At 69.5% G+C, this 23,064-nt stretch carries 26 protein-coding genes; 9 read left to right on the top strand and 17 right to left on the bottom strand.

Annotation, left to right across the window (positions count from 1 at the left end; genetic code table 11):
• Positions 1 to 11 precede the first annotated feature (11 nt).
• Positions 12 to 1,355, bottom strand: coding sequence for an FAD-dependent oxidoreductase (locus ACFW0G_RS21125; RefSeq protein WP_378327042.1), 1,344 nt, complete (start codon positions 1,353 to 1,355; stop codon positions 12 to 14).
• A gap of 110 nt (positions 1,356 to 1,465) precedes the next feature.
• On the opposite strand from ACFW0G_RS21125, the gene ACFW0G_RS21120 reads away from it, so the two are divergent.
• Positions 1,466 to 2,104, top strand: a complete 639-nt coding sequence (locus ACFW0G_RS21120) for a PadR family transcriptional regulator (protein WP_378327041.1) — start codon at positions 1,466 to 1,468, stop codon at positions 2,102 to 2,104.
• On the opposite strand, the gene ACFW0G_RS21115 is transcribed toward ACFW0G_RS21120, so the two are convergent.
• The 3 genes from ACFW0G_RS21115 to ACFW0G_RS21105 are packed head-to-tail and all read right to left on the bottom strand — an operon-like array spanning position 2,089 to position 3,472.
• On the bottom strand, positions 2,089 to 2,382 hold the full coding sequence (locus tag ACFW0G_RS21115; RefSeq protein WP_378327040.1) for a barstar family protein: 294 nt from the start codon (positions 2,380 to 2,382) through the stop codon (positions 2,089 to 2,091). The genes ACFW0G_RS21120 and ACFW0G_RS21115 overlap by 16 nt on opposite strands.
• Positions 2,383 to 2,390: 8 nt before the next feature.
• Entirely contained in the window at positions 2,391 to 2,603 is a 213-nt protein-coding gene (locus tag ACFW0G_RS21110) for a DUF397 domain-containing protein (RefSeq protein ID WP_378327039.1), read from the bottom strand.
• Positions 2,600 to 3,472 carry a helix-turn-helix transcriptional regulator gene (locus ACFW0G_RS21105; RefSeq protein ID WP_378327038.1) on the bottom strand — a complete coding sequence of 291 codons (873 nt, stop codon included), beginning with the start codon at positions 3,470 to 3,472 and terminating at the stop codon, positions 2,600 to 2,602. The genes ACFW0G_RS21110 and ACFW0G_RS21105 overlap by 4 nt, the downstream gene beginning before the upstream one ends.
• 156 nt (positions 3,473 to 3,628) lie before the next feature.
• Here ACFW0G_RS21105 and ACFW0G_RS21100 point away from each other — a divergent pair, with 156 nt between their 5' ends.
• Positions 3,629 to 3,970, top strand: coding sequence for a hypothetical protein (locus ACFW0G_RS21100; RefSeq protein WP_378327037.1), 342 nt, complete (start codon positions 3,629 to 3,631; stop codon positions 3,968 to 3,970).
• Between the two features lie 70 nt (positions 3,971 to 4,040).
• Here the strand turns inward: ACFW0G_RS21100 and ACFW0G_RS21095 are convergent, their stop codons facing one another.
• Genes ACFW0G_RS21095 through ACFW0G_RS21060 form a run of 8 tightly spaced genes read right to left on the bottom strand, consistent with a single transcriptional unit; the run spans position 4,041 to position 14,120 of the window.
• Complete coding sequence (locus ACFW0G_RS21095; RefSeq protein ID WP_378327036.1) at positions 4,041 to 5,432, bottom strand: beta-N-acetylhexosaminidase; 1,392 nt, start codon at positions 5,430 to 5,432, stop codon at positions 4,041 to 4,043.
• A gap of 1 nt (position 5,433) precedes the next feature.
• Positions 5,434 to 6,330, bottom strand: coding sequence for a carbohydrate ABC transporter permease (locus ACFW0G_RS21090; RefSeq protein WP_378327035.1), 897 nt, complete (start codon positions 6,328 to 6,330; stop codon positions 5,434 to 5,436).
• Complete coding sequence (locus ACFW0G_RS21085; RefSeq protein WP_378327034.1) at positions 6,321 to 7,283, bottom strand: carbohydrate ABC transporter permease; 963 nt, start codon at positions 7,281 to 7,283, stop codon at positions 6,321 to 6,323. The genes ACFW0G_RS21090 and ACFW0G_RS21085 overlap by 10 nt, the downstream gene beginning before the upstream one ends.
• A 3-nt stretch (positions 7,284 to 7,286) precedes the next feature.
• Positions 7,287 to 8,570, bottom strand: a complete 1,284-nt coding sequence (locus ACFW0G_RS21080; protein WP_378327033.1) for an extracellular solute-binding protein — start codon at positions 8,568 to 8,570, stop codon at positions 7,287 to 7,289.
• Positions 8,571 to 8,615: 45 nt separating this feature from the next.
• The gene (locus tag ACFW0G_RS21075; RefSeq protein ID WP_378327032.1) at positions 8,616 to 9,770 is read right to left on the bottom strand and encodes a lactonase family protein; all 1,155 of its coding nucleotides are present in this window, start codon (positions 9,768 to 9,770) and stop codon (positions 8,616 to 8,618) included.
• A 43-nt stretch (positions 9,771 to 9,813) separates the two neighbouring features.
• Positions 9,814 to 11,202, bottom strand: coding sequence for a GntP family permease (locus ACFW0G_RS21070; RefSeq protein WP_378327031.1), 1,389 nt, complete (start codon positions 11,200 to 11,202; stop codon positions 9,814 to 9,816).
• Entirely contained in the window at positions 11,199 to 12,794 is a 1,596-nt protein-coding gene (locus ACFW0G_RS21065; protein ID WP_378327030.1) for an amidohydrolase family protein, read from the bottom strand. The genes ACFW0G_RS21070 and ACFW0G_RS21065 overlap by 4 nt, the downstream gene beginning before the upstream one ends.
• Before the next feature lie 9 nt (positions 12,795 to 12,803).
• A complete protein-coding gene (locus tag ACFW0G_RS21060; protein ID WP_378327029.1) occupies positions 12,804 to 14,120 on the bottom strand; it encodes an amino acid deaminase in 1,317 nt (438 codons plus the stop codon).
• A gap of 165 nt (positions 14,121 to 14,285) precedes the next feature.
• Here ACFW0G_RS21060 and ACFW0G_RS21055 point away from each other — a divergent pair, with 165 nt between their 5' ends.
• The 3 genes from ACFW0G_RS21055 to ACFW0G_RS21045 are packed head-to-tail and all read left to right on the top strand — an operon-like array spanning position 14,286 to position 16,365.
• Positions 14,286 to 15,227: a sugar kinase gene (locus ACFW0G_RS21055; protein WP_378327120.1), complete on the top strand. Its 942-nt coding sequence runs from the start codon at positions 14,286 to 14,288 to the stop codon at positions 15,225 to 15,227.
• A complete protein-coding gene (locus ACFW0G_RS21050; protein WP_378327028.1) occupies positions 15,224 to 15,982 on the top strand; it encodes an IclR family transcriptional regulator in 759 nt (252 codons plus the stop codon). The genes ACFW0G_RS21055 and ACFW0G_RS21050 overlap by 4 nt, the downstream gene beginning before the upstream one ends.
• Positions 15,982 to 16,365, top strand: a complete 384-nt coding sequence (locus ACFW0G_RS21045; protein WP_345407859.1) for a RidA family protein — start codon at positions 15,982 to 15,984, stop codon at positions 16,363 to 16,365. The genes ACFW0G_RS21050 and ACFW0G_RS21045 overlap by 1 nt, the downstream gene beginning before the upstream one ends.
• Positions 16,366 to 16,369: 4 nt before the next feature.
• Here the strand turns inward: ACFW0G_RS21045 and ACFW0G_RS21040 are convergent, their stop codons facing one another.
• From ACFW0G_RS21040 to ACFW0G_RS21020, 5 genes are all read right to left on the bottom strand, one after another.
• Entirely contained in the window at positions 16,370 to 16,954 is a 585-nt protein-coding gene (locus ACFW0G_RS21040) for a TetR/AcrR family transcriptional regulator (protein WP_378327027.1), read from the bottom strand.
• Positions 16,944 to 18,305, bottom strand: a complete 1,362-nt coding sequence (locus ACFW0G_RS21035; protein WP_378327026.1) for a phenylacetate--CoA ligase family protein — start codon at positions 18,303 to 18,305, stop codon at positions 16,944 to 16,946. Before ACFW0G_RS21035 ends, ACFW0G_RS21040 begins: the two co-directional genes overlap by 11 nt.
• A gap of 63 nt (positions 18,306 to 18,368) precedes the next feature.
• On the bottom strand, positions 18,369 to 19,370 hold the full coding sequence (locus ACFW0G_RS21030; protein WP_378327025.1) for a 1-aminocyclopropane-1-carboxylate deaminase: 1,002 nt from the start codon (positions 19,368 to 19,370) through the stop codon (positions 18,369 to 18,371).
• On the bottom strand, positions 19,370 to 20,005 hold the full coding sequence (locus tag ACFW0G_RS21025; protein WP_378327119.1) for a GntR family transcriptional regulator: 636 nt from the start codon (positions 20,003 to 20,005) through the stop codon (positions 19,370 to 19,372). Before ACFW0G_RS21025 ends, ACFW0G_RS21030 begins: the two co-directional genes overlap by 1 nt.
• A 122-nt stretch (positions 20,006 to 20,127) precedes the next feature.
• Positions 20,128 to 20,487: a DUF1844 domain-containing protein gene (locus ACFW0G_RS21020; RefSeq protein ID WP_378327024.1), complete on the bottom strand. Its 360-nt coding sequence runs from the start codon at positions 20,485 to 20,487 to the stop codon at positions 20,128 to 20,130.
• A gap of 257 nt (positions 20,488 to 20,744) precedes the next feature.
• Between ACFW0G_RS21020 and infC the strand changes: the two genes are divergently transcribed.
• From infC to ACFW0G_RS21000, 4 genes are all read left to right on the top strand, one after another.
• Positions 20,745 to 21,299, top strand: coding sequence for a translation initiation factor IF-3 (infC, locus tag ACFW0G_RS21015; RefSeq protein ID WP_378327118.1), 555 nt, complete (start codon positions 20,745 to 20,747; stop codon positions 21,297 to 21,299).
• A 112-nt stretch (positions 21,300 to 21,411) separates the two neighbouring features.
• Positions 21,412 to 21,606 carry a 50S ribosomal protein L35 gene (gene rpmI / locus ACFW0G_RS21010; RefSeq protein WP_378327023.1) on the top strand — a complete coding sequence of 65 codons (195 nt, stop codon included), beginning with the start codon at positions 21,412 to 21,414 and terminating at the stop codon, positions 21,604 to 21,606.
• 67 nt (positions 21,607 to 21,673) lie between these two features.
• Positions 21,674 to 22,051, top strand: coding sequence for a 50S ribosomal protein L20 (rplT, locus tag ACFW0G_RS21005; RefSeq protein WP_009079612.1), 378 nt, complete (start codon positions 21,674 to 21,676; stop codon positions 22,049 to 22,051).
• The gene (locus ACFW0G_RS21000; RefSeq protein ID WP_378327117.1) at positions 22,048 to 22,887 is read left to right on the top strand and encodes a TrmH family RNA methyltransferase; all 840 of its coding nucleotides are present in this window, start codon (positions 22,048 to 22,050) and stop codon (positions 22,885 to 22,887) included. Before rplT ends, ACFW0G_RS21000 begins: the two co-directional genes overlap by 4 nt.
• Positions 22,888 to 23,064 lie beyond the last annotated feature (177 nt).

Raw genomic sequence — 23,064 nt, 5'->3', positions numbered from 1 at the left:
ACCCGCTCTGATCAGGGCGTACTCTCCCCGGCACGGTTGTGGCCGCGTTCGGCTCCCTGCGCCGCGGCCATCCGGCGCTTGACCGGTGGCAAGTGGTTGACCAGGCGCAGCCCGGTGCGCATCCCGGCCTGCGCGAGCCGGCCAATACCCGGTTTGTAGACCGCGGATTCGCCGTCGAAGCGTTCGAGCGACTTCTTGACCGCGTCCCACGCGTAGCCGTGCATCCGCTCTTCGTAGTCCCTGATCGCGTCGAGCGCCGACCTTCCGGAATCCCTTGCGGCGACGAGGTTTTCGCCGAGAATGCGGGCGTCACGCAGAGCGGTGTTCGCGCCGACGCCCAAGCCGGGAGTCATGGTGTGGATCGCGTCGCCGATCAGGGTGACGTTGGTGGTCTCCCATGGGGCGACCGGTTCGGTGGTGCGGATGTTGAGCGGGAAGCAGGTCGTGGTGTCGACGAGTTCGAAGAGCGTGCGGAGGTCTCGATGCCAGCTCGCGGTGCGTTCCCGCAGGATCCGGTGCAACGCGGGCCCGTCCAGGTCCATGAAGTTCTCCGGCAGATAGCGCCGGTGCGAGCCGAAGCCGAGCATGATGTAGTCGCGGGTGTTGTCGAACTGCAGCCCCGGCCATCGGGCGAGCAGCTGCGCGTCGTTGCCGCCGATGCCGTGTTTGACCTCTCCCCGTTCGTTCCAGTTGAACTCCATCACGTGGATGATCGCGCTGTCCCCGCGCGGGCCGAACACCATGGAGACGCCGCGGTGGATCTTGGGGGTGAGCAGCTTCGCGGTCTGCTCGGTCAGCGGCAGTTTGCCGGTGATGCCGAACAGCCCGGTTTCCCGCAGCGTGGCGTGTGGCAGGTACTGGCGTCGTACCGGTGAGCCCGTGCCGTCCGCGCCGACGAGGACGTCCCCCGTCGCGGAAGTTCCGTCGGCGAACCAGGCGGTCACGGTGCCGTCGTCGTTGCGTTCGTAGCGGGTGAACTTCTTGTCGAAGTGCACGACGTCTTCGACGCCGGTGAGCAGGAGCTGACGCAAGGTCATCCGGCTCACCGAGTGCTCGTCCTCGACCGTGCCCATCCCGGCGTTGTCGATGCTGAGCAGCTCACGGCGTTGTTCGGTGAGCATGTTGAGGTAGCGCGGCGTGATCGCCGCGGTGGCGCGGAACGTGTCGTGCAACTCCGGTGGAAGGCAGGCGCGCAGAGCACGCGAGCCGTCGGGGGAGATGCCGACGCGGAAGCCGAAGAGGCCGTCCGTCCGGGTGCGATCGCGTTCGTAGACCGCGACGGAGATGCCCGCGCGCTTGAGTTTCTGCGCGAGGCACAGTCCCCCGGTGCCTGCGCCGATGACGAGTACGTGCACAGCTGTTCCCCCTGTAGGTGGTGGTGAAGTCGGGCGGAGCCCCTGGCGGACACCCTCGGCAATAGTTACTTAGCTACTAGTGTACTGTCAACTAGTATAAGTTGTACGGCATGCCGACCACGTTCCGCCGCTCCCCGCTCGCGCTCGCCATCCTCGGGATGCTCGAAGCCACGCCGCTGCACCCGTACGGCATGCAGCAGCTCATCAAGCAGTGGGGGAAGGACGAGGTCATCAACGTCGGCCAGCGGGCGAGCCTGTACAAGATGATCACCAGGCTGCACGACGCGGGCCTGATCGCCGTCGAGGGCACCGGCCGGGATCAGCAGTACCCCGAGCGCACCACGTATCGGACGACCGAAGCGGGGAGGGCGGCACTCGAACAGTGGATGGGCGAGATACTTTCCCTGCCGCGCAACGAGTTCCCGGAGTTCCCGGCGGCGCTGTCGTTCGCCCCGGCCTTCACCCCGCGGTTCGTCCGCGAGCAGCTCGTCCGGCGCCGGGAGCAGCTCGTCCACCGGCTGGCCGAACTGGACGCCGCACTCGAGTCCGAGGTCGCGGGCATGCCGGTACCCCGCGCGTCGATGCTGGAGACGGAATACGTCCGGGCGGTCACGGGCGCCGAGCTGCGCTGGGTGGACTCGGTGGTCGCCGAACTCGAATCCGGCGCACTGTCCTGGCGCAGGAAGGATTTCGAAGAGTTCCAGGCCGCCGTCGATCGCCGCGGGGGCTCCGATCAGGCGAGTTCGTAGGTGAACCGCTCGGGGTGTGGTGAGTGGCGATCTTCTTCGGCGGCGTCCTCCAGTATCCGGAGGATGGCGTCGAAGGGTGAATCGCCGAGCGCGGCCTTGCTGGCTTCTGCGTCCCGCCACACGAGGTGCACCGGACGTTCGACGTCCCTGCTGAGCCGATCCCACAGCGCGCTGAGGTTGTGCCCGTAGTACGGCCCGAAATCGAGCAGCCTGGACAGCTCACGATGAAAATCGGCGTTGTTGTGTACGCGCGTTCCGTCCAGTTCGACGGTGCTCATGGCCGGGGTCAGCGGGTGCGGATGTCGGTGAGGAAGGCGGTCCAAGAGGCGGGGGCGAAGGCGAGGATGGGGCTGGCGGTGCCGAGTTTGGTGTCCCGGACGCCGACCAGGCCGGGGACGGTGCCGACCTCGACGCAGCCGTTCTGTTGCCCCTGGCTGTAGCTGGCCTTGTGCCAGTCGGTCGCGACGGTGAGAGCGGTGGCCGGGTCCTGGTGGGTCATGGTGATCGCAGATCCTTTGCTATCCGGCGGAGGAGGGTGGGGGAGTCCTTCGGTTTGGTGGCCTGCACGCGCAGGCGCGTCAGGGCATTACGGTACTGGGTGATTTCCTCCAGTTCCTCGTAGTAGTAGCCCCTGACAAGGGTTTCCACGTAGACGCAGCCCGGATAGTTCGCCAGCTCCGGCGGTGCCGTCAGGATGGTGAAGGTGCCCTCGGTGCCATTATGCGCGCCCGCACCCAGCGGAAGGATCTGCAAGTCGATGCCGGGGCGTTCGGCTAGCGTCGCGAGCCGCTCCAGTTGGGCCTTCGTCACCTCGGGGCTGCCGACGACACGCCGGAGCGCGGCTTCGTCGATCACGCTCCAGACCTTCGCGGGTTGCTCGCGCTCCAGGACTTCGCGTTGCCGGGTCATCCGTAGTTCGACCAGCCGCCGAACCTCCTTGACGGGCATGCCGGAGCGTCCGGCGCGGATGACTGCCTCGGCGTACTCCGGCGTCTGGAACAGGCCGGGCGGCACGAGCGCGTCCCAGCTCTCGATCTGCGGCGACGAGGATTCCAGGCCGAGGAACAGGTTGAAGTAGGCGCGGATCGACGGCTCGAAGCCGATCCACCAGTCCTTGCCGCGCTTCGCCCGCGCCCGCAGATCATGGAAGAAGTCCGCGCGCTCGGACTGGCCGAAGATCTCCAGCATCTTGTCCAGTTCCAGCGGTTTCGGCAGCGAACGTCCCGCCTCGATGTGGCCGACCGCGGGCACGCTGCCCTTGACCGCCCGCGCGACCTCGTCTCGCGTGAGGCCCGCGCTGTCGCGCATGCGCCGCATCTCCATGGCGAACCACCACTTGAGCGCGGTGGGGCTATGTCCTGACGTCATCGCGGCCTCTCCATTTTTAGTGGACCCAGTTTGAGCATGCTCAGATTGTAGTACAGTCACTGTGACCCGGATCTCTGTGGTGCGGGACACTACTCGGCGATCGGGGCCGGGTCAGGGAGGACGCGTGCTGGGCGCGTCGCGATGGAGGAGGTAGCGATGATCGAGGACCAGGCCGATTCCGGGCAAGCGGGGGACATCCCGGGAGAGGTGTTCGATCCGCTCGACACGCCCGAGGAGTTCGACGAGGCGGTGGCGGAGATGGTGGCCGAGGACGCGCCCCGGCTGTTCGCGGTGGTGCAGGTGTACGGCGATCGGGTGGACGCCAGGGTCGGGGCGTGGGGGATGGCGTTCGAGAACCGCGCCGAGGTGGTCGCGCTCGACGGTCGCCGCCGGCTGACGCTCCGCGCGCCGGAACGTGCGCTGCGCTGGTTCGGCAGGCCCGCGAACGTGACCGCACATCTGCAATGGGTCGAACCCGCCTCACCCGACGGCCTCTGAAGGCCACCTTGAGGGCGTTAGAGTCCCTCAAGGTGGCCTTCAAAGGCCAGCACGCGGGCCTATTGCGGGATCAGCGCGGACGGCCCGGGACGCCAGGGCGCATCTGCCACGGGTGCGGCCCGTCGAGCGGCCGGTACTCGACACCGAGCGCGTCGAGCCGTGGCAGGTGGTGATCCCGCAGGCGCGGCAGGAATTCGGCGAAGTCCCGTCCAGCCGGGCTCCAAGCGACCTCGGCGATCGCGCACAGCCGGGGGAACGCGGCGTAGTCCGCCCGTCGCACGGTGTCCAGATGCTCGCTCCACAGCTGCGCCTGCACGCCGAGCATCCGCGGCCCGTCCAGTGCGGGCTCGTACCCGTACATGTGCTCGAGCGTCTGCACGAAACCGACCGGGATCGGCTCGTCCGGATGATCCGACTGCCGGTGGTCGAGGTAGACCCGGTCCTCGGGGCACAGCACGACGTCGTGGCCCGCCTCGGCCGCCTTGATGCCCGCGGCTTCCTCCCGCCACGCCCCGATCACCATCGGCGGCAGCCCGTCGGAGTCGAGGACTTCGTCCCAGCCGTGCGCGCGCCGTCCGCGTGAGGTCAGGTATCGCGCGAGGTCTGCGACGAAGCGGCCGTGGGCCGCCGTCGCGCCGGGGACCTCGTCACCGCCGACGCAGATCACCTCGGACGGGAAGACGTCCAGTACGTGGTCGAAAACCCGGCGGAAGAAGTCCAAAGTAGACTCGACGGGGTTGAGCAGCGACGTGCTGACACCCCAGGAAGTCCAGACCTCCCAAGGGGTTGCCGATTCGGGCCCGAGTTCCGGATAGGCGGTGATCGCGGCCCGCGCGTGGCCGGGGACGTCGATCTCGGGCACGACGGTGATCGCGCGCGCCGCCGCGTAGGCGACGATCTCCCGCAGATCGTCGGTGGTGTAGAAGCCGCCGTGCGGACGGCCGTCGCGCTCCGGGCCGTCGTGCCGTCCGACCATCGACGACCGCCGCCAGGAGGCGATCTCGGTCAGCCGCGGGAACTCCGGCACCTCGATCCGCCAGCCCTGGTCGTCGGTCAGGTGGAAATGCAGCACGTTGAGCTTGTGCGCGGCGAGGAGATCGATGAACCGCAGCACCTCCGCCTTGGTCCGGAAGTTCCGCGCGACGTCGAACAGGCAGCCGCGCCAGCCGTAGCGGGGATGGTCCTCGATCACTCCACAGGGCACAGTGGACGGTCCACTGTGGATGTCGGCGGCGCGGAACGCGGCCGGCCCGGCGAGCTGGCGCAGCGTCTGCCGCCCGTACACTTCGCCCGCCGCGTCGGCGGTGTGCAACGTGACGCCGCCGGGGTCGATTTCCAGCCGGTAGCCCTCGGCGGGAAGATCCGCCCCGGATCGCACGGTGACCTCGGCGGGCCACGCGCATTCGCCGGGCAGCGGGGTCACCGAGACCGGGCGGGGGAGCAGGGTTTCGAATCCGTGCATGTCAGCCTTTCACCGCGCCGCCCAGTCCGGAGACCAGGCGTCGCTGGACGAAGATGAAGAAGACCAGTACCGGGATCGTCATGAGGGTCGAGGACGCCATCACCGCGCCCCAGTCGGTGTCCTCCGGCTTGAAGAACACCAGGATCGCCTGCGGCAGCGTCTGGTTTTCGGTCTTGGAGATGATGAACGTCTTCGCGAACAGGAAGTCGTTCCAGGCGTGGATGAATGCCAGCACGCTGACCGCGACCAGCCCGGGTGCCACCAGCGGGAACAGGATCTGCCAGGTGAACCGCATCCGCGAAGCGCCGTCGAGCTTCGCGGCCTCTTCGAGTTCGACCGGCACCGCCGCGACGAACCCGCGCAGCATCCAGATCGCCAGCGGCAGGCTGAACGCCAGGTGCACCAGCACCAGCGAGCCCAGTTCGTTGAGCCCGAAGGACGGGACGACACCGCCGATCGAGCGCATCAGGAAGAACAGCGGGATCGTCAGCGCTTCCACCGGGACCATCTGCGCCACCAGGATCATGATCAGCAGCACGGTGCGTCCCTTGAAACGGAACCGGGTCAGCGCGACCGCGGACAGGAACGACAGCAGCAGCGACAACACCACCACGACGACCGCGACGAGCAGGCTGTTGAGGAAGAACCGCCCGAAGCCGGACACCGTGAGCACCCGGGTGAAACTGTCGAATGTGGGCGCGAACGTCCACGGTTTCGGGTGCGCGGACTGGATTTCGCCCGCCGGCTTGAATGCCGAGAGCACCATCCAGTACAGCGGGAACGCGATCATCCCGGCGATCACCACGGTGACGATCTCGGCGATCAGCCTGCCGGGACGCCGGACGCGGCGCGGTTTCGCCGCACGCAGTGCTGTCGAACGCAGTGGCATCACACCCATGCCGCGCTCCGGCGCTGCGACCGGACGTAGAGCCCGGTGATCGACAGGAGCAACAGCGTCATCACGACTCCGATCGCCGACCCGAGCCCGTATTCCTGCCCGGCGAAGGCCTGCTGGTAGGCGTAGACGTTGAGCACGAGGTTGCGCCCGGCCACGCCGCCGCCGTTGGTCATCACGTAGATCTGGGTGAAGATCTTGAAGTCCCAGATGATCGACTGGATGGTCGCGATCATCAGCAGCGGCCGCACCATCGGCAGGATCACCGACCGGGTCGTCCGCCAGGAGGACGCGCCGTCCAGCGACGCGGCCTCCAGCACCTCCTCGGGAATGCCTTTGATGCCCGCGTACATCGTCACCATGACGAACGGGAACGAGCACCAGATCACCTCGGCGGCTACCAGCCCGAAGGCGTCGAGCGTGCCAAAGGTCCACGAGTGGTGGGCCATCGAGCTGAAGCCGAGGCCCGAGAGCACCTCGTTGACGATCCCGAAATCGGTGTCGAACAGGAACAGCCAGACATACGATCCGGCCATCGCGGGCGTCGCCCACGCGCCGAGCGCCGCGAGGAACAGCAGGATCCTGGGCAGCGCCCGGACGCGGCTGGCGAGCACGGCGAGTCCGGTGCCGACCACCAGCCCGCCCACCACGCACACCGCGCCGAATCCGACGGTCTTGCCGAGCACGCTCCAGAACTGCAGGTTGGCCAGCAGTTCGGTGTAGTTGGCGACGCCGAGGAACACCAGCGGGGCGGTGCCCGCGGCCTGGGGCTGCCCGTAGTCGTAGAACGAGATCACGACCAGCTGGTAGATCGGGTACACGAGGACCGCGGCGAGCAGGATCCCCGCCGGGGCGAGGTAGAGCGCGGCGGCCCGGCCGTCCCGGCGCCGCCCGCGCGGTTTCGCGGACGCGGGCGGCGGTGCCGGGACGGCGACCGGCAGTTGCTGGGTGACCATCGCCTACCCGAACGCCTTGTTCATCGCCTCGGCCGCCCCGGCCAGCGCGGCCGCGGGATCCTTCGCCCCGGTCGCGATCTGCTGGACCGCGGTGGGCAGCACGTTCTGGCTGTCGATCTTGGACCACGCCGGGGTGCTCGGCACGAACTTCGTGCCCGCCTGGATGCTGTCGACGAACGGCTTCAGGAAGGCGTCGTTCGCGGCGAGCTTCTCCTGCACGCCCTTGAGCGTCGGCAGGTTCCCCATCGCGGTGTACATCTTCTCCTGGTACTTCGCGCCGCCCAGCAGCTTCACGAAGTCGACCGCTAGCCCGTGACGCTTGCTCGCGCCGAACACGCCGAGCAGGTTGCCGCCCGCGAACGCCGGCGCGGTCGCCCCCGCCTGCGTGCCGGGAATCGGGATGACCGCGTACTTGCCCTTGACCGCGCCCTGGTCGACGGCCTTGCGGTTGAAGTCACCGCCGATGGTCATCCCGGCCTTGCCGCCCGCGAAGGCCTGCACGCTCTGCGTGCCGGTGAGGTTCGCGCACTGCGCCGGCGGGCAGATGTCGTCCTTGAGCAGGTTCGCGTACGTGGTGACGCCCGCCTTCGCCTGCTCGGAGTTCACAGTGGACGTCCACTTCGCACCGTCCTGTTTGGCCAGCTCGCCACCGGATGCCCACAGGAACGGGAGCATCGCGTAGGTGTACTTGCCACCGACCGAGATCCCGTACATATCCGGTTTCGCGCTCCGGATCCTGCGCGCGGCCTCGGTCAGCTCGGCGAGCGTCTTGGGCGGCTGGATGCCGAGTTCGGTGAAGACGTCGGTGCGGTAGTACAGCGCGCGGATACCGGTGAACCACGGCAGGCCGTAGGTCTTCCCGCCGGATTTCGCGGTGTCCAGCACGGACGGGATGAGATCCTTGCCCTCCGGCCACGACGCGAGATCCGCGCCGAGGTCCGACAACGCGCCCGTGGTCGCGTAGCTGGCCACGTCGGTGTTGCCGAACTCGGCGACGTCGGGCGCGTTCGACGGATCGTTGAACGCGCCGGAGAACTTGTCCGCCCGTCCCTCGACCGGGACCCACTGCACGTCGACCTCGACGTTCGCGTGCGCGGCCTTGAACTCCGCGATCGCCTCCTTGACCGCGGCCTCCTTGGGCGCCCGGTTGGCCTCGTCGAAGAGCCAGACCCGTACGGTGCCGGTCTTCTCGTCCCCGCCCGAACCGGCGGGACCGGACTGCGCGGGTGCGCAGCCGGCGAGCAGGCCGACGGCGGCCAGCCCGGTGAGGGTACGGCGGAATCTCATCAATCCTCCAGAAAATCAGCGGCGTTGCTGGATCGGAAAGCCGGATCAGACGAAGAACACCGAGTTCACCGACGGAACGGCCAGTGAACCGGCGACCGCGCCCGGCAGGCCGGTCGCCGGGTCACGGGGGAGCCAGGTGACGGTGCCGGAGCGCTGGTTCGAGACGTAGAACCATTTTTCGGTCGCGTCGAGTGCGACGTGGCGTGGCCAGTTGCCCCCACTGACCACAGTGGACACGAGCTTCAAGGTCTTCCCGCCGTCGGCGGTGGTGAAGGTGGCGAGCGTGTTCGGCCCGCGGACGGTGGCGTAGACGAACCGGCCGTCCCGCGAGGTGATGATCTCGCCGGGGTACAGGTCGCCGGTGCTGCCCGGCGGCACGGCCGGGACCACCGACAACGCGGTGAGCTTGCCCGCGGCGGCGTCCCAGCTCGCGACCGTGGCCTCGGGACGCAGCTCGCCGACGATGTAGGCGTAGCGGCCGTTCGGGTGAAACACCAGATGCCGCGGCCCGGCCCCGGAGGGCAGCTTGAGCTGCTGGTTCAGCGTCAGCTTCCCGGTGCCGAGGTTCAGCTTGTAGACGTAGACCGAATCGGCGCCGAGGTCCACCGAGAGCACCCACCGCCCGGTCGGATCGCTGATCACCTGGTGGGCGTGCGCTTCCCGCTCCGCGCCGACGTGCTTCACCAGATCGGTCGCCTCGCCGAGCTTGCCTCCGGCGAGGATCGGCAGCACCACGACGGTTCCGGTCCCGTAGTTGGCCGCCAGCACGTACTTCTGGCTCGGGTGCACGGAAAGGTGGGTGGGCGCGCTGCCCTTCGACGACACGGCGCCCAGCAACCGGGGCTTCGCCGGGTTGTCGACGTTCAGCGCGGAGACCTTGCCGTTCGGTTCGCCCTCGTTGGTCACGTAGAGCGTGCGCCGGTCCCTGCTCAGGTCGAACCACGACGCGTCCGGGACACCCGGCACGGTCTTGACCGGCTTGAGCGCGGGCGCGGTGCCGGCGCGGCCCGAGACGTCGAGCCCGTGCCCGGCCGGCGAAGCGCTGGTGTAGCTGCCGATATACGCCGTCGGGTCGGCGACGCAGGCGTCGGCCGTCGTGGTCGTCGCGCTCGCCGTGTTCGCGAACTGCGCGCCGAGGACGGTGCCGAGTCCGGCGGCGCCGACGCCGCCGAGGAAGGTACGTCGAGAAAGCCCAGCCATCGTGTCGTCTCCCAGTGGTAGGTGTGCACCTGGCGTGAGTGGTTTAGACCACGGCCATGAGCAATGCTGCCACGCCGAAACCCGAAACGGAAAGGACTGTTTCCAAGGCCGTCCACGTCTTGAGGGTGTCGGCCACGGACAGCCCGAAGTACCGCGAAACGATCCAGAAACCGCCATCGTTGACGTGCGAGGCGATGATGGACCCCGCCGAGATCGCGACGACGAGCAGTGCGAGCTGGGCCTGGGAGTAGTGCAGTTCGGCCACCGTCGGGGCGATGATCCCGCCGGTCGTCACGATCGCGACGGTCGCGGAACCCTGCGCGATCCGCAGGCCGCAGCTGATCACGTACGCGGACAGGATCACCGGCAGCCCCGCGTCGCCGAGCGAACCGGCCACGGCCTTGCCGATGCCCGTCGCGGACAGCACCGCGCCGAAGAACGCGCCGGCGCCGATCACGAGCAGGATCATCGCGACGGGCCGCAGGGACGCCGAAGACAGCTCGGCCAGCGCCTTGCCGGTCATGCCGCGGCGCGTCCCGAGAAGCCACGACGCCAGCAGTACCGCGATGGTCAGCGCGACAGCGGGTGTGCCGGCGAACGCGGCGATCCCGGCCGCGACAGAGCCCTTCGGCAGCCAGATGCTCCCGAACGTGCCGATCAGGATCAGCACCATAGGCACCGCGATGATGGAGCTGACGAGCCCGAGCGACGGCGGGTTTTCGACCTCCTCGCCCTCGCCCGCGAGCTTCGCGAAGTCCTCCGCGAGCGGGACGTCGACCTTCTTGCCGATCCAGCTCGAATACAGGACACCGCCGATGAACCATGCCGGGATCCCGCAGACCGCGCCCATCAGGATGACCCAGCCGAGATCGACGTGCAGCAGCCCGGCGGCCGCGACCGGGCCGGGGTGCGGTGGCAGGAAAGCGTGCGTGATGGAAAGCCCGGCCAGCAGCGGCATGCAGTACAGCACGATCGAGCGGCCGCCCTGCTTCGCGGCGGCGTAGACCAGCGGCGCCAGCACGAAGATCCCGATGTCGAAGAAGACCGGGATACCGAAGATGAGCCCGGCGATGCCCATCGCGAGCGGCGCCCGCTTCTCGCCGAAGGACCGCAGCAGCGCGGTGGTCAGCACCCGCGCGCCCCCGGATTTCTCCAGGATCGCGCCGAGCAATGTGCCCAGCCCGACGATCGCGGTGATATGGCCGAGAATCCCGCCAAAACCCTTCTCCAGCAAGGAATCCGACGTCTTCTGCGCGGTACCTACCAGTGTCCCCACCGGGACGCCCGCGGCGAGCGCGGTCAGCAGGCCGACCACGATCAGCGCGATGAACGGTTCCACCTTGAACCGGATGATGAGCACGAGCAGGACCGCGATGGACGCGGCGGCCAGGGTCAGCAGACCGGGGGTGGTGGCTTGGAGCCAGTGGATCATCGGCGTCTCCCGGGATTGCGCAGTGAATGACCGGCGAGCGCGCCGGTGGGGTGACCGTCGTCGATGGCGGCGACGCCGTTGACGAAGACGTGGGGGATTCCGGCGGCGGGCTGCCGCGGGTCGTCGAAGGTCGCGGTGTCCTGAACGGACTCGGGGTCGAACAGCACCAGGTCGGCGGCGTAGCCGGCGCGGACCAGCCCGCGATCGGTCAGCCGCAGCCGTTGCGCCGCGCGCCCGGTCAGGTGCGCCACGCACTCGGCGAGGTCGAGCACGCCCAGTTCGCGGACGTAGCGGGCGAGGTAACGGGGGAAGGTGCCCCAGGCACGCGGGTGTGGCCGGGCGCCGACGAGCAGGCCGTCGCTTCCGCCGGTGTGCGTGCGGTGCCGCATGATCGCCTGGACGTTCTCCTCGTGCCCGACGTGCATCAGGCACGACGTGCCGAGCCGTTCGTCGAGCAGGACGTCGAAGTACAGCTCCGCCGGAGGTTTTCCCGCGGCGCGAGCCGAAGTGGCGACACTGTGCCCGACGAGGAAAGCGTTTTCCGCGCGTCGCACGCCGTTGATCTCGATGCTGTCCCAGTCGATCGGCACGCCGTGCGCACCGTCCGAACCGGACTCCTCGATCTCCGCGCGGATCCGCTCCCGGATGTCCACATCGGACAGGCGAGCGATCGTCGCGTCCAAGCCGCCTTCGGTGGCCCAGCTCGGCAGCAGTGCGGAAAGGTAGGTGGCGCCAGGAAGATACGGGTAGGTGTCGAGGGTGATGTCGCAGCCGTCGTCGAGCGCTTCGTCCAAAAGGGACAGCAGCTGCGGCGCCTTGCCCTTGTTCACCGAGAAGTTCATCGTCGCGTGCGCCAGGTGCAGTGGGCACCCCGACCGCCGCGAGACGTCGATCATCTCCGCGAACGCCTCCAGCGCGCCCCGGCCGTAGCTGCGGTGGTGCGGGCTGTAGAACCCGCCCAGCTCACCGACGACACGGCACAGTTCGACCAGTTCCTCCGTGTCCGCGTACATGCCCGGCGTGTAGGTCAGCCCGGAGGACATCCCGGCCGCGCCCTCGTCGAGGCCGGTCGCGACCAGTTCTTTCATCCGGTTCAGCTCCGCCTCGGTGGCGGGCCGGTCCGCCCAGCCGAGCGCGAGCATCCGCACCGTGCCCTGGGGGACCAGGTAGGCGGCGTTGACGGCGACGCCCTGGTCGAGCCGGTCGAGGTACTCGCCGACCGATCGCCAGTTCCAGTCGAACCCGGCCGGGTCGTCGTTCCAGCCCGCGAGCTGCTGGCGCAGCGCTTCGAGCGTCGCGTCGTCGACCGGGGCGTAGGAGAGCCCGTCCTGGCCGAGGACCTCGGTGGTCACCCCTTGCGACAGCTTCGCCAGATGATCCGGGTTGGCCAGCAATTGCAGGTCGGAGTGCGAGTGCATGTCGATGAACCCGGGCGCGAGGACGAGCCCGTCGGCGTCGATGTGCCGCCGCCCGGCCAGCGACCCGGCCTCGGCGACACTCGCGATCCGGCCGCCGGTGATGCCGACGTCGTGGCGGGTGAGCGGGTCGCCGGTGCCGTCGGCGACGAGCGCCCCGCGGATGACGATGTCCATTGCCCCGCCTCAGAAGTGGGTGCGGACGAAGTCGATGACCGTCTCGCCGTCGGTGTCCACCACCGGAAGCAGCGGCCACTTGTCGAACACCGTGCACGGATGCGAAAGCCCCAGCGCGACCCAGTCGCCGACCTCGATCCCGGACCCCGCGGGCAGAGCGAGGAACGCGTGCTGGTCGTTGAGCTTGGTGACGGTGTGCCCGGTCAGCTCGGCGATCTTGCCGTCCGCAGTCCGGTGCAACTGCGGTTCGGGCATGCCCTCGTCGAAGGAGGCGTCGCGCTTGCCGATCGTCAGCAGCGCCAGCTCGTCCGACGGCTTCGACGTCACCTGCGCCCAGGCACGCAGCGCGGGGCGGAACGGCGGGACGTCCGCGATGCGCGGATGGCCGCCGAGTGGGGAGATCTCGCGATAGAACCCGTCGTCGTGCGTCACGTACGCGCCGCTGCGCAACACCGGGAGCACGTCGAGCCCGTCCGGCCAGGGTTTCGTCAGCTCGTCGGCGACCCTGTCGAAGTACGCGCTCCCACCGGCGGTGACGATCACCTGTCCGGCTCCGTCGAGCAAACCCTTGTCCGCGAAGGAGATCACCGCGTCGCGGAGAGTGTCCACATAGGAACTGATCTTGGCCAGCGACGCGTCGTCCGTGCCGTGCGACAACGCGCCCTCGTAGCCACCGGTGCCGCGCAGCCGCAACACGGGGCTCGCGTGCACGGCTTCGGCCACCGCGAGTGCGGTTTCCTGGTCCCGCACGCCGGTCCTGCCGCCATCCGCGCCCAGCTCGACCAGCACGTCCACCGGACGCTTCGTCCCGGCGAGCGCCTCGGTCATCAGCTCGACGCCGCGCACCGAATCGACCCAGCACACGAACTCGAACGCCGGATCGGCGGCGAGCTCGGCGGCGACCCAGCGGAGCCCGGCGGGGTCGAGCAGCTGGTTGGCCAGCAGGATGCGGGACACGCCGAACGCGCGGTAGATCCGGATGTGCCCGGCGTTCGCCGCGGTGATGCCCCAGGCGCCGTGCGCGATCTGACGCGCGAACAGCTGCGGCGCCATGGTCGTCTTCCCGTGCGGTGCCAGGACGACTCCGCGTGCGGCGCACCAGTCCGCCATCGTGGCGAGGTTGTGTTCCAGCGCTTCGGCGCCGAGCACCACGAACGGGCCGAAGAAGCCGTCGTCGAACAACCGCGCGCGGCGTTGGGCCGCTTCGGCGAGAGTGAGTCCGGCGAGCGCGGGGGACACCGAGCGGAACCGCCAGTCGATCCGCTCCTCGGCCACGGCCGCCAGCGCGGCGGCGTCCATGGTGCAGGCGGGGTTCTCGGGGGACATCAGTGACCACCTCGGTTGTCCGTGCCGTTGCGTACCTTGCAACGAGCGTTGCGCAGAATGCGTGGGTTAGGTGTAGCATCCGTCCCGCGAGAGGTCAACGGCGGAAGAACGACAGGAGATCAGGACGTGACATGCGCGCCGGACGTGCTGTGCATTGGCGAGTCGATGGCGCTGTTCGTGCCCGCCGAACCCGGGCCGCCCGAGGACGTGCGCACCTGGCTGCGCACGATCGGCGGCGCCGAGTCCAATGTGGCCTGTCATCTGCCCGGCCTCGGCGTGTCCAGTGGCTGGGTGAGCGCGGTCGGTGACGATCCGTTCGGCCGCGCGATGGTGCGGGAGATCGCGGCCGCGGGGGTCGACGTCAGCGGCGTCGCCGTCGATCCGGCGCGCCCGACCGGGCTCTACCTCAAGGAATCCGGCGCGCAGGGCAGCCCGGTGCGGTACTACCGCGCGGGCTCGGCCGCCTCGGCGATGGGCCTCGACGTGCTCGACCGCGTCGACCTCGCCGACGTCCGGGTGCTGCACCTGTCCGGGATCACCCCGGCGCTGTCGGACTCCTGCCTCGAACTGGTGCGTGCGCTGCTTGCCGCGCCGCGCGGGGACACGCGCGTTTCCTTCGACGTCAACTACCGGCCCGCGCTGTGGGCGGCGGGCCGGGACGTGTCGCTGCTCGCGGAGCTGGCAGGCTCCGCCGACATCGTGCTCACCGGGGATGACGAGGCACGAAAGGTCTGGGGCACGGGCGATCCGGCCCAGCTGCGAGCCCTGCTGCCGGGGCCGGACACGCTGGTCGTCAAGCACGGCGAGCGCGGCGCGACACTGGTCGAGCGCGACGCCGAGCCGTTGTTCTCCCCGGCGTTGCGGGTGGACGTAGTCGAACCGGTCGGCGCGGGTGACGCCTTCGCCGCCGGATTCCTTGCCGCGACACTCGCCGGGGCCGATCCGCTGACCCGGTTGCGGCGCGGGCATCTGCAGGCGGCGGCTACCTTGCTGACACACGACGACGTCGGCGCGCCGCTCGAAGCGTCCGTTGTGGACAGTCTGCTCACCGCCGACGCCGAGAGCTGGGCCGCGGCGCGGCTGACGGGTACGGGGGTGATGGCGTGAGTCAGAGTCTGGATAGGGCGTTGACGTTGTTGCGCGAGCTGACGAAGGAACCGAGGACGCTCGATCAGCTCGCCGAGGAGATCGGCGTGCACAAGTCGACCGTGTTGCGGCTGCTGCGCACGCTGGAGTCGCACCACTTCGTCCGGCGGGAGGGCGCGCGGCACTACCGGCTGGGCAGCGCGCTGTTCGACCTCGCGAACCAGGCGCTGGAGAGCAACGACGTGCGACGCAGCGCGCAGTCCGCGCTCGCGGCGTTGAACGAGCGCACCGGGCACACCGTGCACCTCGCCAGCTACGAGGACGGCGAGGTCGTCTACATCGACAAGTACGAGGGCAGGCATTCGGTCCGGATGTATTCGCGGATCGGGAAGCGCGCGCCGCTGCACTGCACGGCCGTGGGTAAGGTGTTGGTGGCGGCCATGCCCGCGGCGCGGCGGGAGGAGATCGCGCGGTCGATCGACTACGTCGTGCTCACGCCGAACACGATCGCCTCGCCCGAGGCGTTCCTGGCCGAGCTGGCCCGCGTCGCCGAGCGCGGGTACGCGGTGGACGACGCCGAGCACGAGGACTTCATCCACTGCGTCGCCGCGCCGATCCGGGGAGCGGACGGCGAAGTGCTCGCCGCGGCGTCGATGTCGGTGCCCAAGGTGCTGCTCGACTTCGACGGCCTGCTCGCGCTCGTGCCGGAACTGCTGGCCGCCACCGAAGAAGCTTCCGTCCACAGTGGATGGACGGGGAACCGAAAGGGGCACTGATGAGCAAGACGGCAGTTTCCACGGAGAACGCGCCGAAGCCGCCGGCGAAGTTCTCGCAGGCCGTCCGCAAGGGAAACATCCTGCAGGTCGCCGGCCAGGTCGGGTTCGACCCCGCCACCGGCGCGGTCGTCGGTGAGGACGTCGTCGGCCAGACCCGGCAGACGTTCAAGAACATCGAAGCCGTGCTCGAGGCGGCCGGTTCGAGCCTCGCCGACGCGGTGATGGTGCGTGTCTACCTCACCGACACCGCGCACTTCGCGCCGTTCAACGAGGTCTACAACGAACTCATCGGCGAAGGACCGCACCCGGCGCGCACGACTGTCTACGTCGGACTCCCGGGCGAACTGCTCGTCGAGATCGACGTGCTCTGCGTACTGGACTGACGCTCTAGAGTGCCAAGCCGCGCTCGATGTGGGCGAGACCCGCGTCGAGCGCGGCCAGTGCGTCGAGGTCCGGGTCCTCGGCCCACCGGAGCCAGACCTCCAGCAGGACGCCGAACACGGCACCGGCGAAGCTGTGGATCTCCTCGTCGCCGGGGTCGCGTCCGGTGCGTTCGGCGACGAGTTCGGCCAGCAGCCGCTGGGTGGCGCGGATGTGGCCGAGGCTCGCCGTCCAGAGTTCGGGCACGGCGAGCACGAGCGTCTGCCGCTGCCGCCGCTCGGCGGTTTCCGCGGCCGGGAGATCGGCGAAGGCCTGCCGGATCGCGCCCCGCACCGCCCGCAGCGGGCTCAGCTGGAGTGGCTGAGCCCGGAACGCCGCGGCGAGTTCCGGGCTGCCACCGTCGGAGACGACGAGCTGTTCCTTGGCAGGGAAGTAGCGGAACAGGGTGCTGGGCGACACCTCGGCGGCGGCCGCGATCTGGTCCATTGTGGTCACTTCGTAGCCCTGCTCGGCGAACAACCGCAGCGCGTGCCGCTGGATCAGCGCCCGTGTCCGCGCCTTTTTGCGGGCCCGCAGTCCGTCAGTGGTCATGGACCTTCTCCTTGGCAAGCGGGATGACGGGCCGGAACTTCCCGCCCACGCCCTGCTCGGGCGGTTCGGGGGCCCGGTCGAGCACGACGTCCGGGCCGAGCGCCTTGGCCAGCCCCGCTTGCACTTCCCGCCAGACCCGCTCGATATCGGCTCCGGGGCCGTAGGCGAGCCGGACCCGCAGCTCCGCCGGGGCGGTCTGCACGAGCTGGAACTGCCGGACGCCGGGAACCCGGTCGACCACCGTGTTCAGCAGCAACGGCGGGATCGTCACGCCCCCGACGGTGAGCAGGTCGGCGACACGGCCCTGCACGCGGAACGCGGGCAGTGGATTGCCGCAGGGGCAAGGGTCCGGCCGCTGCCGGACGCGATCACCGAGGTCGTAGCGCAGGATCGGCTGCACCCGGTTGGCGAGGTTGGTGATCAGCACGGTGTGCGACAGCTCGCCCGGGGGCACCGGCCGATGGTCCGCGTCGACGGGCTCGGCGATCGCCCAGTCGGTGTTGACGTGGTACCAGCCCGCCGCGCAGCCGTCGGTGAGGAACGGGCATTCGGTCGAGCCATAGGTGTCGCGGACCTTCGCCGCGAAGCTCGTGCCGAGCCGCGCGCGTTCGGCAGGGCTCAGCGCTTCGCCCGCCGGTTCGACGAGGACGGGGCCGATTCGCAGCCGCCCGGCCTCCTGTTCCCTGGCGAGCAACGAAAGCACGCTCGCGTAGCCGATCAGGATCGCCGGGCGGAACGCGTTCAGCCCGGCCACCAGCTCGTCGATCGGGGCGTGGGCGGAGAAAGTACGCACGGCCTTCGCCGTCCACGAGTGGTCGAAGACGCGCTGGGAGCCCGCCGCGACGAGGAAGTGCCCGCCGGTCGCGACGACCATCGCCATCCGCGCGCCCCGCGCGAGGACCTTCGCCACGTCCGCGGCGCCGAGCCAGGACGCGCGCATCCGCCCGGCCAGCGCGACGTTCACCGCCAGCGCGTGCTCGTCCACCACGAAGATGCCTGGCGTCCCGGTGGTGCCCGAGGTGGTCACCAGTGTGTAGCGGTCCGCGAACTTCTCCCCGGCGGTGGCCGGGTCCGCCGCGAACGCCCTGGCTCGTTCGGCCGTGATCGCCCGGTCGGTGACCCAGTCGCCGAACTCCGGCATGAGCGTCTTCTTGCTCGTCACCGGCAGCAGCGCGGGATCGGTGACCCGGTCCGGAAGATCACGGTAGAGCCGTTGGTAGAGCGGCGAATTCCGGCGCGCGAACCCGACCTGCGCCGCGAGCCGCTCGCGTTGCCGCGCGGCCATCGCGGCCGGGCCCGCCCGGCGGATCCGGTTCGCTTCCCACAGTCGTCCAGCGACGCTCTCGTGCATCACGCCCCCCTTGCTCGGATATTGACAGCCTACTCCCAAGTGAAAGTGAACTGTCAAATTCTGTCAGAGGACGCTGGTGTAGCCGCTGAGCGCGGGCTGGCCGCCGAGGTGGGCGTAGAGCACGTTCGCGTCGCGCGGGATCTCGCCGGTGCGGACCAGATCGATGAGTCCCGCCATCGACTTGCCCTCGTACACCGGGTCGGTGATGACGCCTTCGAGCCGCGCCAGCGTCCGGATGGCGTCCACGGTGGACTCGTCGGGAATGCCGTACACCCCGGCGTGATAGCGCTCGTCGAGCAGGACGTCGGCGTCTTCGATCGTCCGGGCCCCGATCAGCTCCGCGGTGTTCCGGGCGATCCGCGTCACCGCGTCCCGGGTTTCGGCCGGTTTCGCGGTGATGTCGATGCCGAGGATCCGCCGCGGCCGGTCGTCCAGCGCGGCGCCGGCGATCATCCCGGCCTGCGTGCTCCCGGTGCCCGACGCGACGACGATCGTGTCGAAGAAGATCCCGAGCTCGGCCTCCTGGCGTTGCAACTCGACGACCCAGTTGGCGAAGCCGAGCCCGCCCAGCCGATGATCCGACGCGCCCGCCGGGATCGGGTACGGCCGTCCGCCCGCTGCCTCGACCTCCGCGACCGCGTTCTCCCAGCTCTCCTTGAAGCCGATCCCGAACTCCGCGTCGACCAGCCGCACGTCGGCACCGAGGATCCGCGACAGCTGGATGTTGCCCACCCTGTCGTAGAGCGGGTCGTGCCAGTCGACCCAGCTTTCCTGTACCAGCACGGCTTTCAGCCCGGCTCGCGCGGCCGCGGCGGCGACCTGCCGGGTGTGGTTGGACTGCACGCCACCGATCGAGATGAGCGTGTCGGCCCCGGCGGCCAGCGCGTCGGCGACGAGGAACTCGAGCTTGCGGGTCTTGTTGCCGCCGAACGCGATCCCGGAGTTCACGTCCTCGCGCTTCGCCCAGATCGACGCGCCGCCGAGCCGGGCGGTGAGCCGTTCGAGCGGATGGACGGGGGAGGGGCCGAACAGGAGCGGGAATCGCGGGAACTTGGCGAACGGCATCAGTCCTCCAGGAGTGGTTCGAGGTCGGTCCAGATGGTCGAGACGATGGCGGCGGCGCGGTCGACGTCACCGGCTTCGATCGCGTCGATGAGTTCGGTGTGCCTGCGGACGGAGCGCTGCGCGGGCAGGGAAGCGAACCGCGCGTACTCCAGCCGTCGCAGGAGCGGGGTGTAGCGGTCGATCGTCGCGGCGACCGCGCGGTTGCCGCAGGCACGCACCGCGACGTCGTGCAGTTCGTCGTCGGCGGCGACGGCGGCCGCGACGTCGCCCGCCGCGATGGCCTCGGCGAACCGGTCGTTCGCGGCGCGCATCTCGGCGACCTCGCTCGCGCCGAGGCGCGGCATCGCCCGGCGCACCGCCAGTTCGTGCAGCACACGGGTCAGTTCGAGTGCCTCGCGGACGTCGTCCGGCACGAAGCCGGCGACCCGGGTGTAACTCTGCGGCTTCGAATCGACGAGGCCTTCCTCGGTGAGCCGGGTGAGCGCCTGCCGGACGGGCGCGCGGGAAAGGCCGAGCTGCTCGGCGAGGTCGGCGTCGCGCAACGCGGTACCCGGCGGCAGGCTGCCGTCGATGATCGCGTTGCGGATGCGTTCGTAGGCCTCGTCGCGCAGCAGGGAGCGCGACACCTTGCTCAACCCCGGGGGACTCACATCTAACATGTTAGCTTCCACAGGGCTCCTGCGGAAGCGACTCGGTCCGTGAAGGCCTCCTTCACGGCGCTCAACGCCGGTAAGGAGGCCTTCACGGACCTGAGGTGTCAGTAGACGGGGCCGGTGTACTTTTCGCCGGGGCCCTGGCCGGGCGCGTCGGGCACCGCGGAGGCCTCGCGGAACGCCTTCTGCAGGGATTGGAGTCCATCGCGCAGCGGGCCGGCGTGCAGGCCGAGGTACTCTGCCGAGGCGGTGACGAGCCCGGCGAGCGCGGTGATCAGCCGGCGGGCTTCGTCGAGGTCGCGGTGCGGCGAGTTCGCCGGATCGGCGTCGGCGAGGCCGAGGCGTTCGGCGCCCGCCGAGAGCAGCATGACGGCCGCCCTGCTGATCACCTCGACGCTCGGGATGTCCTCCAGGTCGCGGACGTCCGGGGAATACGGGGGCTGCTGAGATGGTTGTTCCGACACGTCTGGTACCCTTCCACGAGCGACCAGCCCCCGAGCGATCGGGGGCCAGCAAGTGGAGCCCCGCTCCCACCCGTGTCACCGTACAGGTGGCCGGGTCCGGTCCCGCTCGGCAGCGCTGCTGTTCGAGTGGAGTGCCCGGCGTCAGCCGGGTGCGATCGGGAAAGAGTGGGCCCCGCACGTCGAAAACGGCGTCGGGGCCTTCGCTATGTGGGCACCAGGTCGGCACGAGAGAACAGTCACCTGACCAAGGAGGCCCCATCAGCTCCGAGACACGCATCAACGACCGCATCCGGGTGCCGGAGGTCCGACTCGTCGGGCCGGCCGGTGAGCAGGTCGGCATCGTCCGGATCGAGGACGCGTTGCGGCTCGCGCAGGAAAACGATCTCGACCTCGTCGAGGTCGCGCCACAGGCACGGCCGCCGGTGTGCAAGCTCATGGACTTCGGCAAGTTCAAGTACGAAAGTGCGCAGAAGGCCCGTGAGTCACGCCGCAACCAGCAGCTGACCGTCATCAAGGAACAGAAGCTGCGCCCCAAGATCGACCAGCACGACTACGAGACCAAGAAGGGTCACGTGTCGCGCTTCCTCGCGGCGGGCAACAAGGTCAAAGTCACGATCATGTTCCGCGGTCGCGAGCAGTCGCGCCCGGAGCTCGGGTTCCGGCTGCTGCAGAAGCTCGCCGACGACGTCACCGAACTGGGTTTCGTCGAGTCGTCGCCCAAGCAGGACGGGCGCAACATGATCATGGTGCTGGCCCCGCACAAGAACGTGAAGCCGAAGACGGCGAAGGCCGAACCGGCTCCTGAGGGCTGACACCGCCCGGCACGGTCTGAAACCGGGAGGAGTCTCACGGCTCCGCCCAGCACATGTCAGCGGCACACCGGGCGAACCGGTGTGCCGCCGCACGGAAGAGGACACAACGAACATGCCGAAGATGAAGACGCACAGCGGGACGTCCAAGCGAGTCCGCGTCACGGGCACGGGCAAGCTGCGCCGCCAGAAGGCCGGCCGTCGCCACCTGCTGGAGAAGAAGTCCAGCCGCCTCACCCGGCGCCTCGAAGGCACCACCGAGGTCGCGAAGAACGACGTGGGCCGCGTCAAGCGCCTGCTCGGCCGCTGACCTCAATGCATTTGCTCTGAACACCCCGGGGCGTGGGTGCGCCCCCCGAGATTGACAGGATGGACCCGTGGCACGCGTCAAGCGGGCGGTCAACGCCCAGAAGAAGCGTCGCGCAACTCTCGAACTGGCCAGCGGTTACCGCGGCCAGCGTTCGCGGCTGTACCGCAAGGCCAAGGAGCAGACGCTCCACTCGCTCAACTACGCCTACCGGGACCGCCGCGCCCGCAAGGGTGACTTCCGCCAGCTGTGGATCACCCGGATCAACGCGGCGGCCCGTGCCAACGGCGTGACCTACAACCGCTTCATCCAGGGCCTCAAGGCCGCCGGTGTCGAGGTGGACCGCAAGATCCTCGCCGACCTGGCGGTCAACGACGCCGCCGCGTTCACCGCGCTGGCCGAGCTGGCCAAGGCGAACGTGACGACCGGCGAAGCGAAGTCGGCCTGAGCAGCCCGTTTTCCCGGCCCGGGGCGGCTCCGTTCACCGAACGGACCCCCCGGGTCGTTGCTGCGCGCAAGCTGACCCGGCGCGCGGAACGCGACAAGACCGGCCGGTTCCTCGCCGAGGGCGCCAACGCGGTCGAAGCCGCGCTCGCACACGCCTGGGACGGTGGCGGCACGGTCCACGAACTGTTCGTCACCGAACGAGCGGCGGCGCAGCACGGGAACCTGCTCGCGGTGGCGGACGAGGCCGGTGTCCCGGTCTCGCCGATCACCGACCGCGCCGCCGACGGACTCTCCGAAACCGTGACCCCGCAAGGGATCGTCGCCGTCTGCGCCCTCGTCGACCGTCCACTCGAGACGGTCGTGGCGGCCGGTGCGCGGCTGGTCGTCGTCCTCGTCGACGTCGCCGACCCCGGCAACGCGGGCACGGTGATCCGCGTCGCCGACGCCGCCGGTGCCGACGCGGTGGTCCTCGCGGGCGACAGCGTCGACCCGCACAACGGCAAATGCGTCCGCGCCGCCGCGGGCAGCCTCTTCCACCCGGCCATCGCGCGGGTCCGCGACGTCTCCGCCGCGCTGGAGGCATGCTCGTCAGCCGGGCTGCGCACCCTCGCCGCGCACGGCTACGCCGAGACCGAGCTGGACCGCGTCGACCTCGCACCGCCGACCGCGTGGGTGTTCGGCAACGAGGCGCACGGCCTGCCCGCCGAAGTTCTCGGTGCCACCGATCTCGCCGTGCGGATTCCGTTGTACGGGCGGGCGGAGAGCCTGAATCTGGCGACGGCGGCCGCGGTGTGCGTCTACACCACGGCGATGGCCTCGCGTCAGCCGAACGGGTAGCACCCGGCGGTGTGCCCCCGGTGCTATCCGACCGGTGTGTTCATCCCTTGGTGACCACCGAGGGGCCTGCCAAGGGCGACGGGCCGGTCACCGATGGGATCCCATAGAATTCCCCCGCTTGAAGATTCAGCGTGTGCGGCGGGGCCGTCGCCACACGGCCCGACCAGTCCAGCCGGA

This window comes from Amycolatopsis sp. NPDC058986 (assembly GCF_042741125.1).
Taxonomy (GTDB): domain Bacteria; phylum Actinomycetota; class Actinomycetes; order Mycobacteriales; family Pseudonocardiaceae; genus Amycolatopsis.
This window is presented reverse-complemented; position numbering and strand designations above follow the sequence as displayed.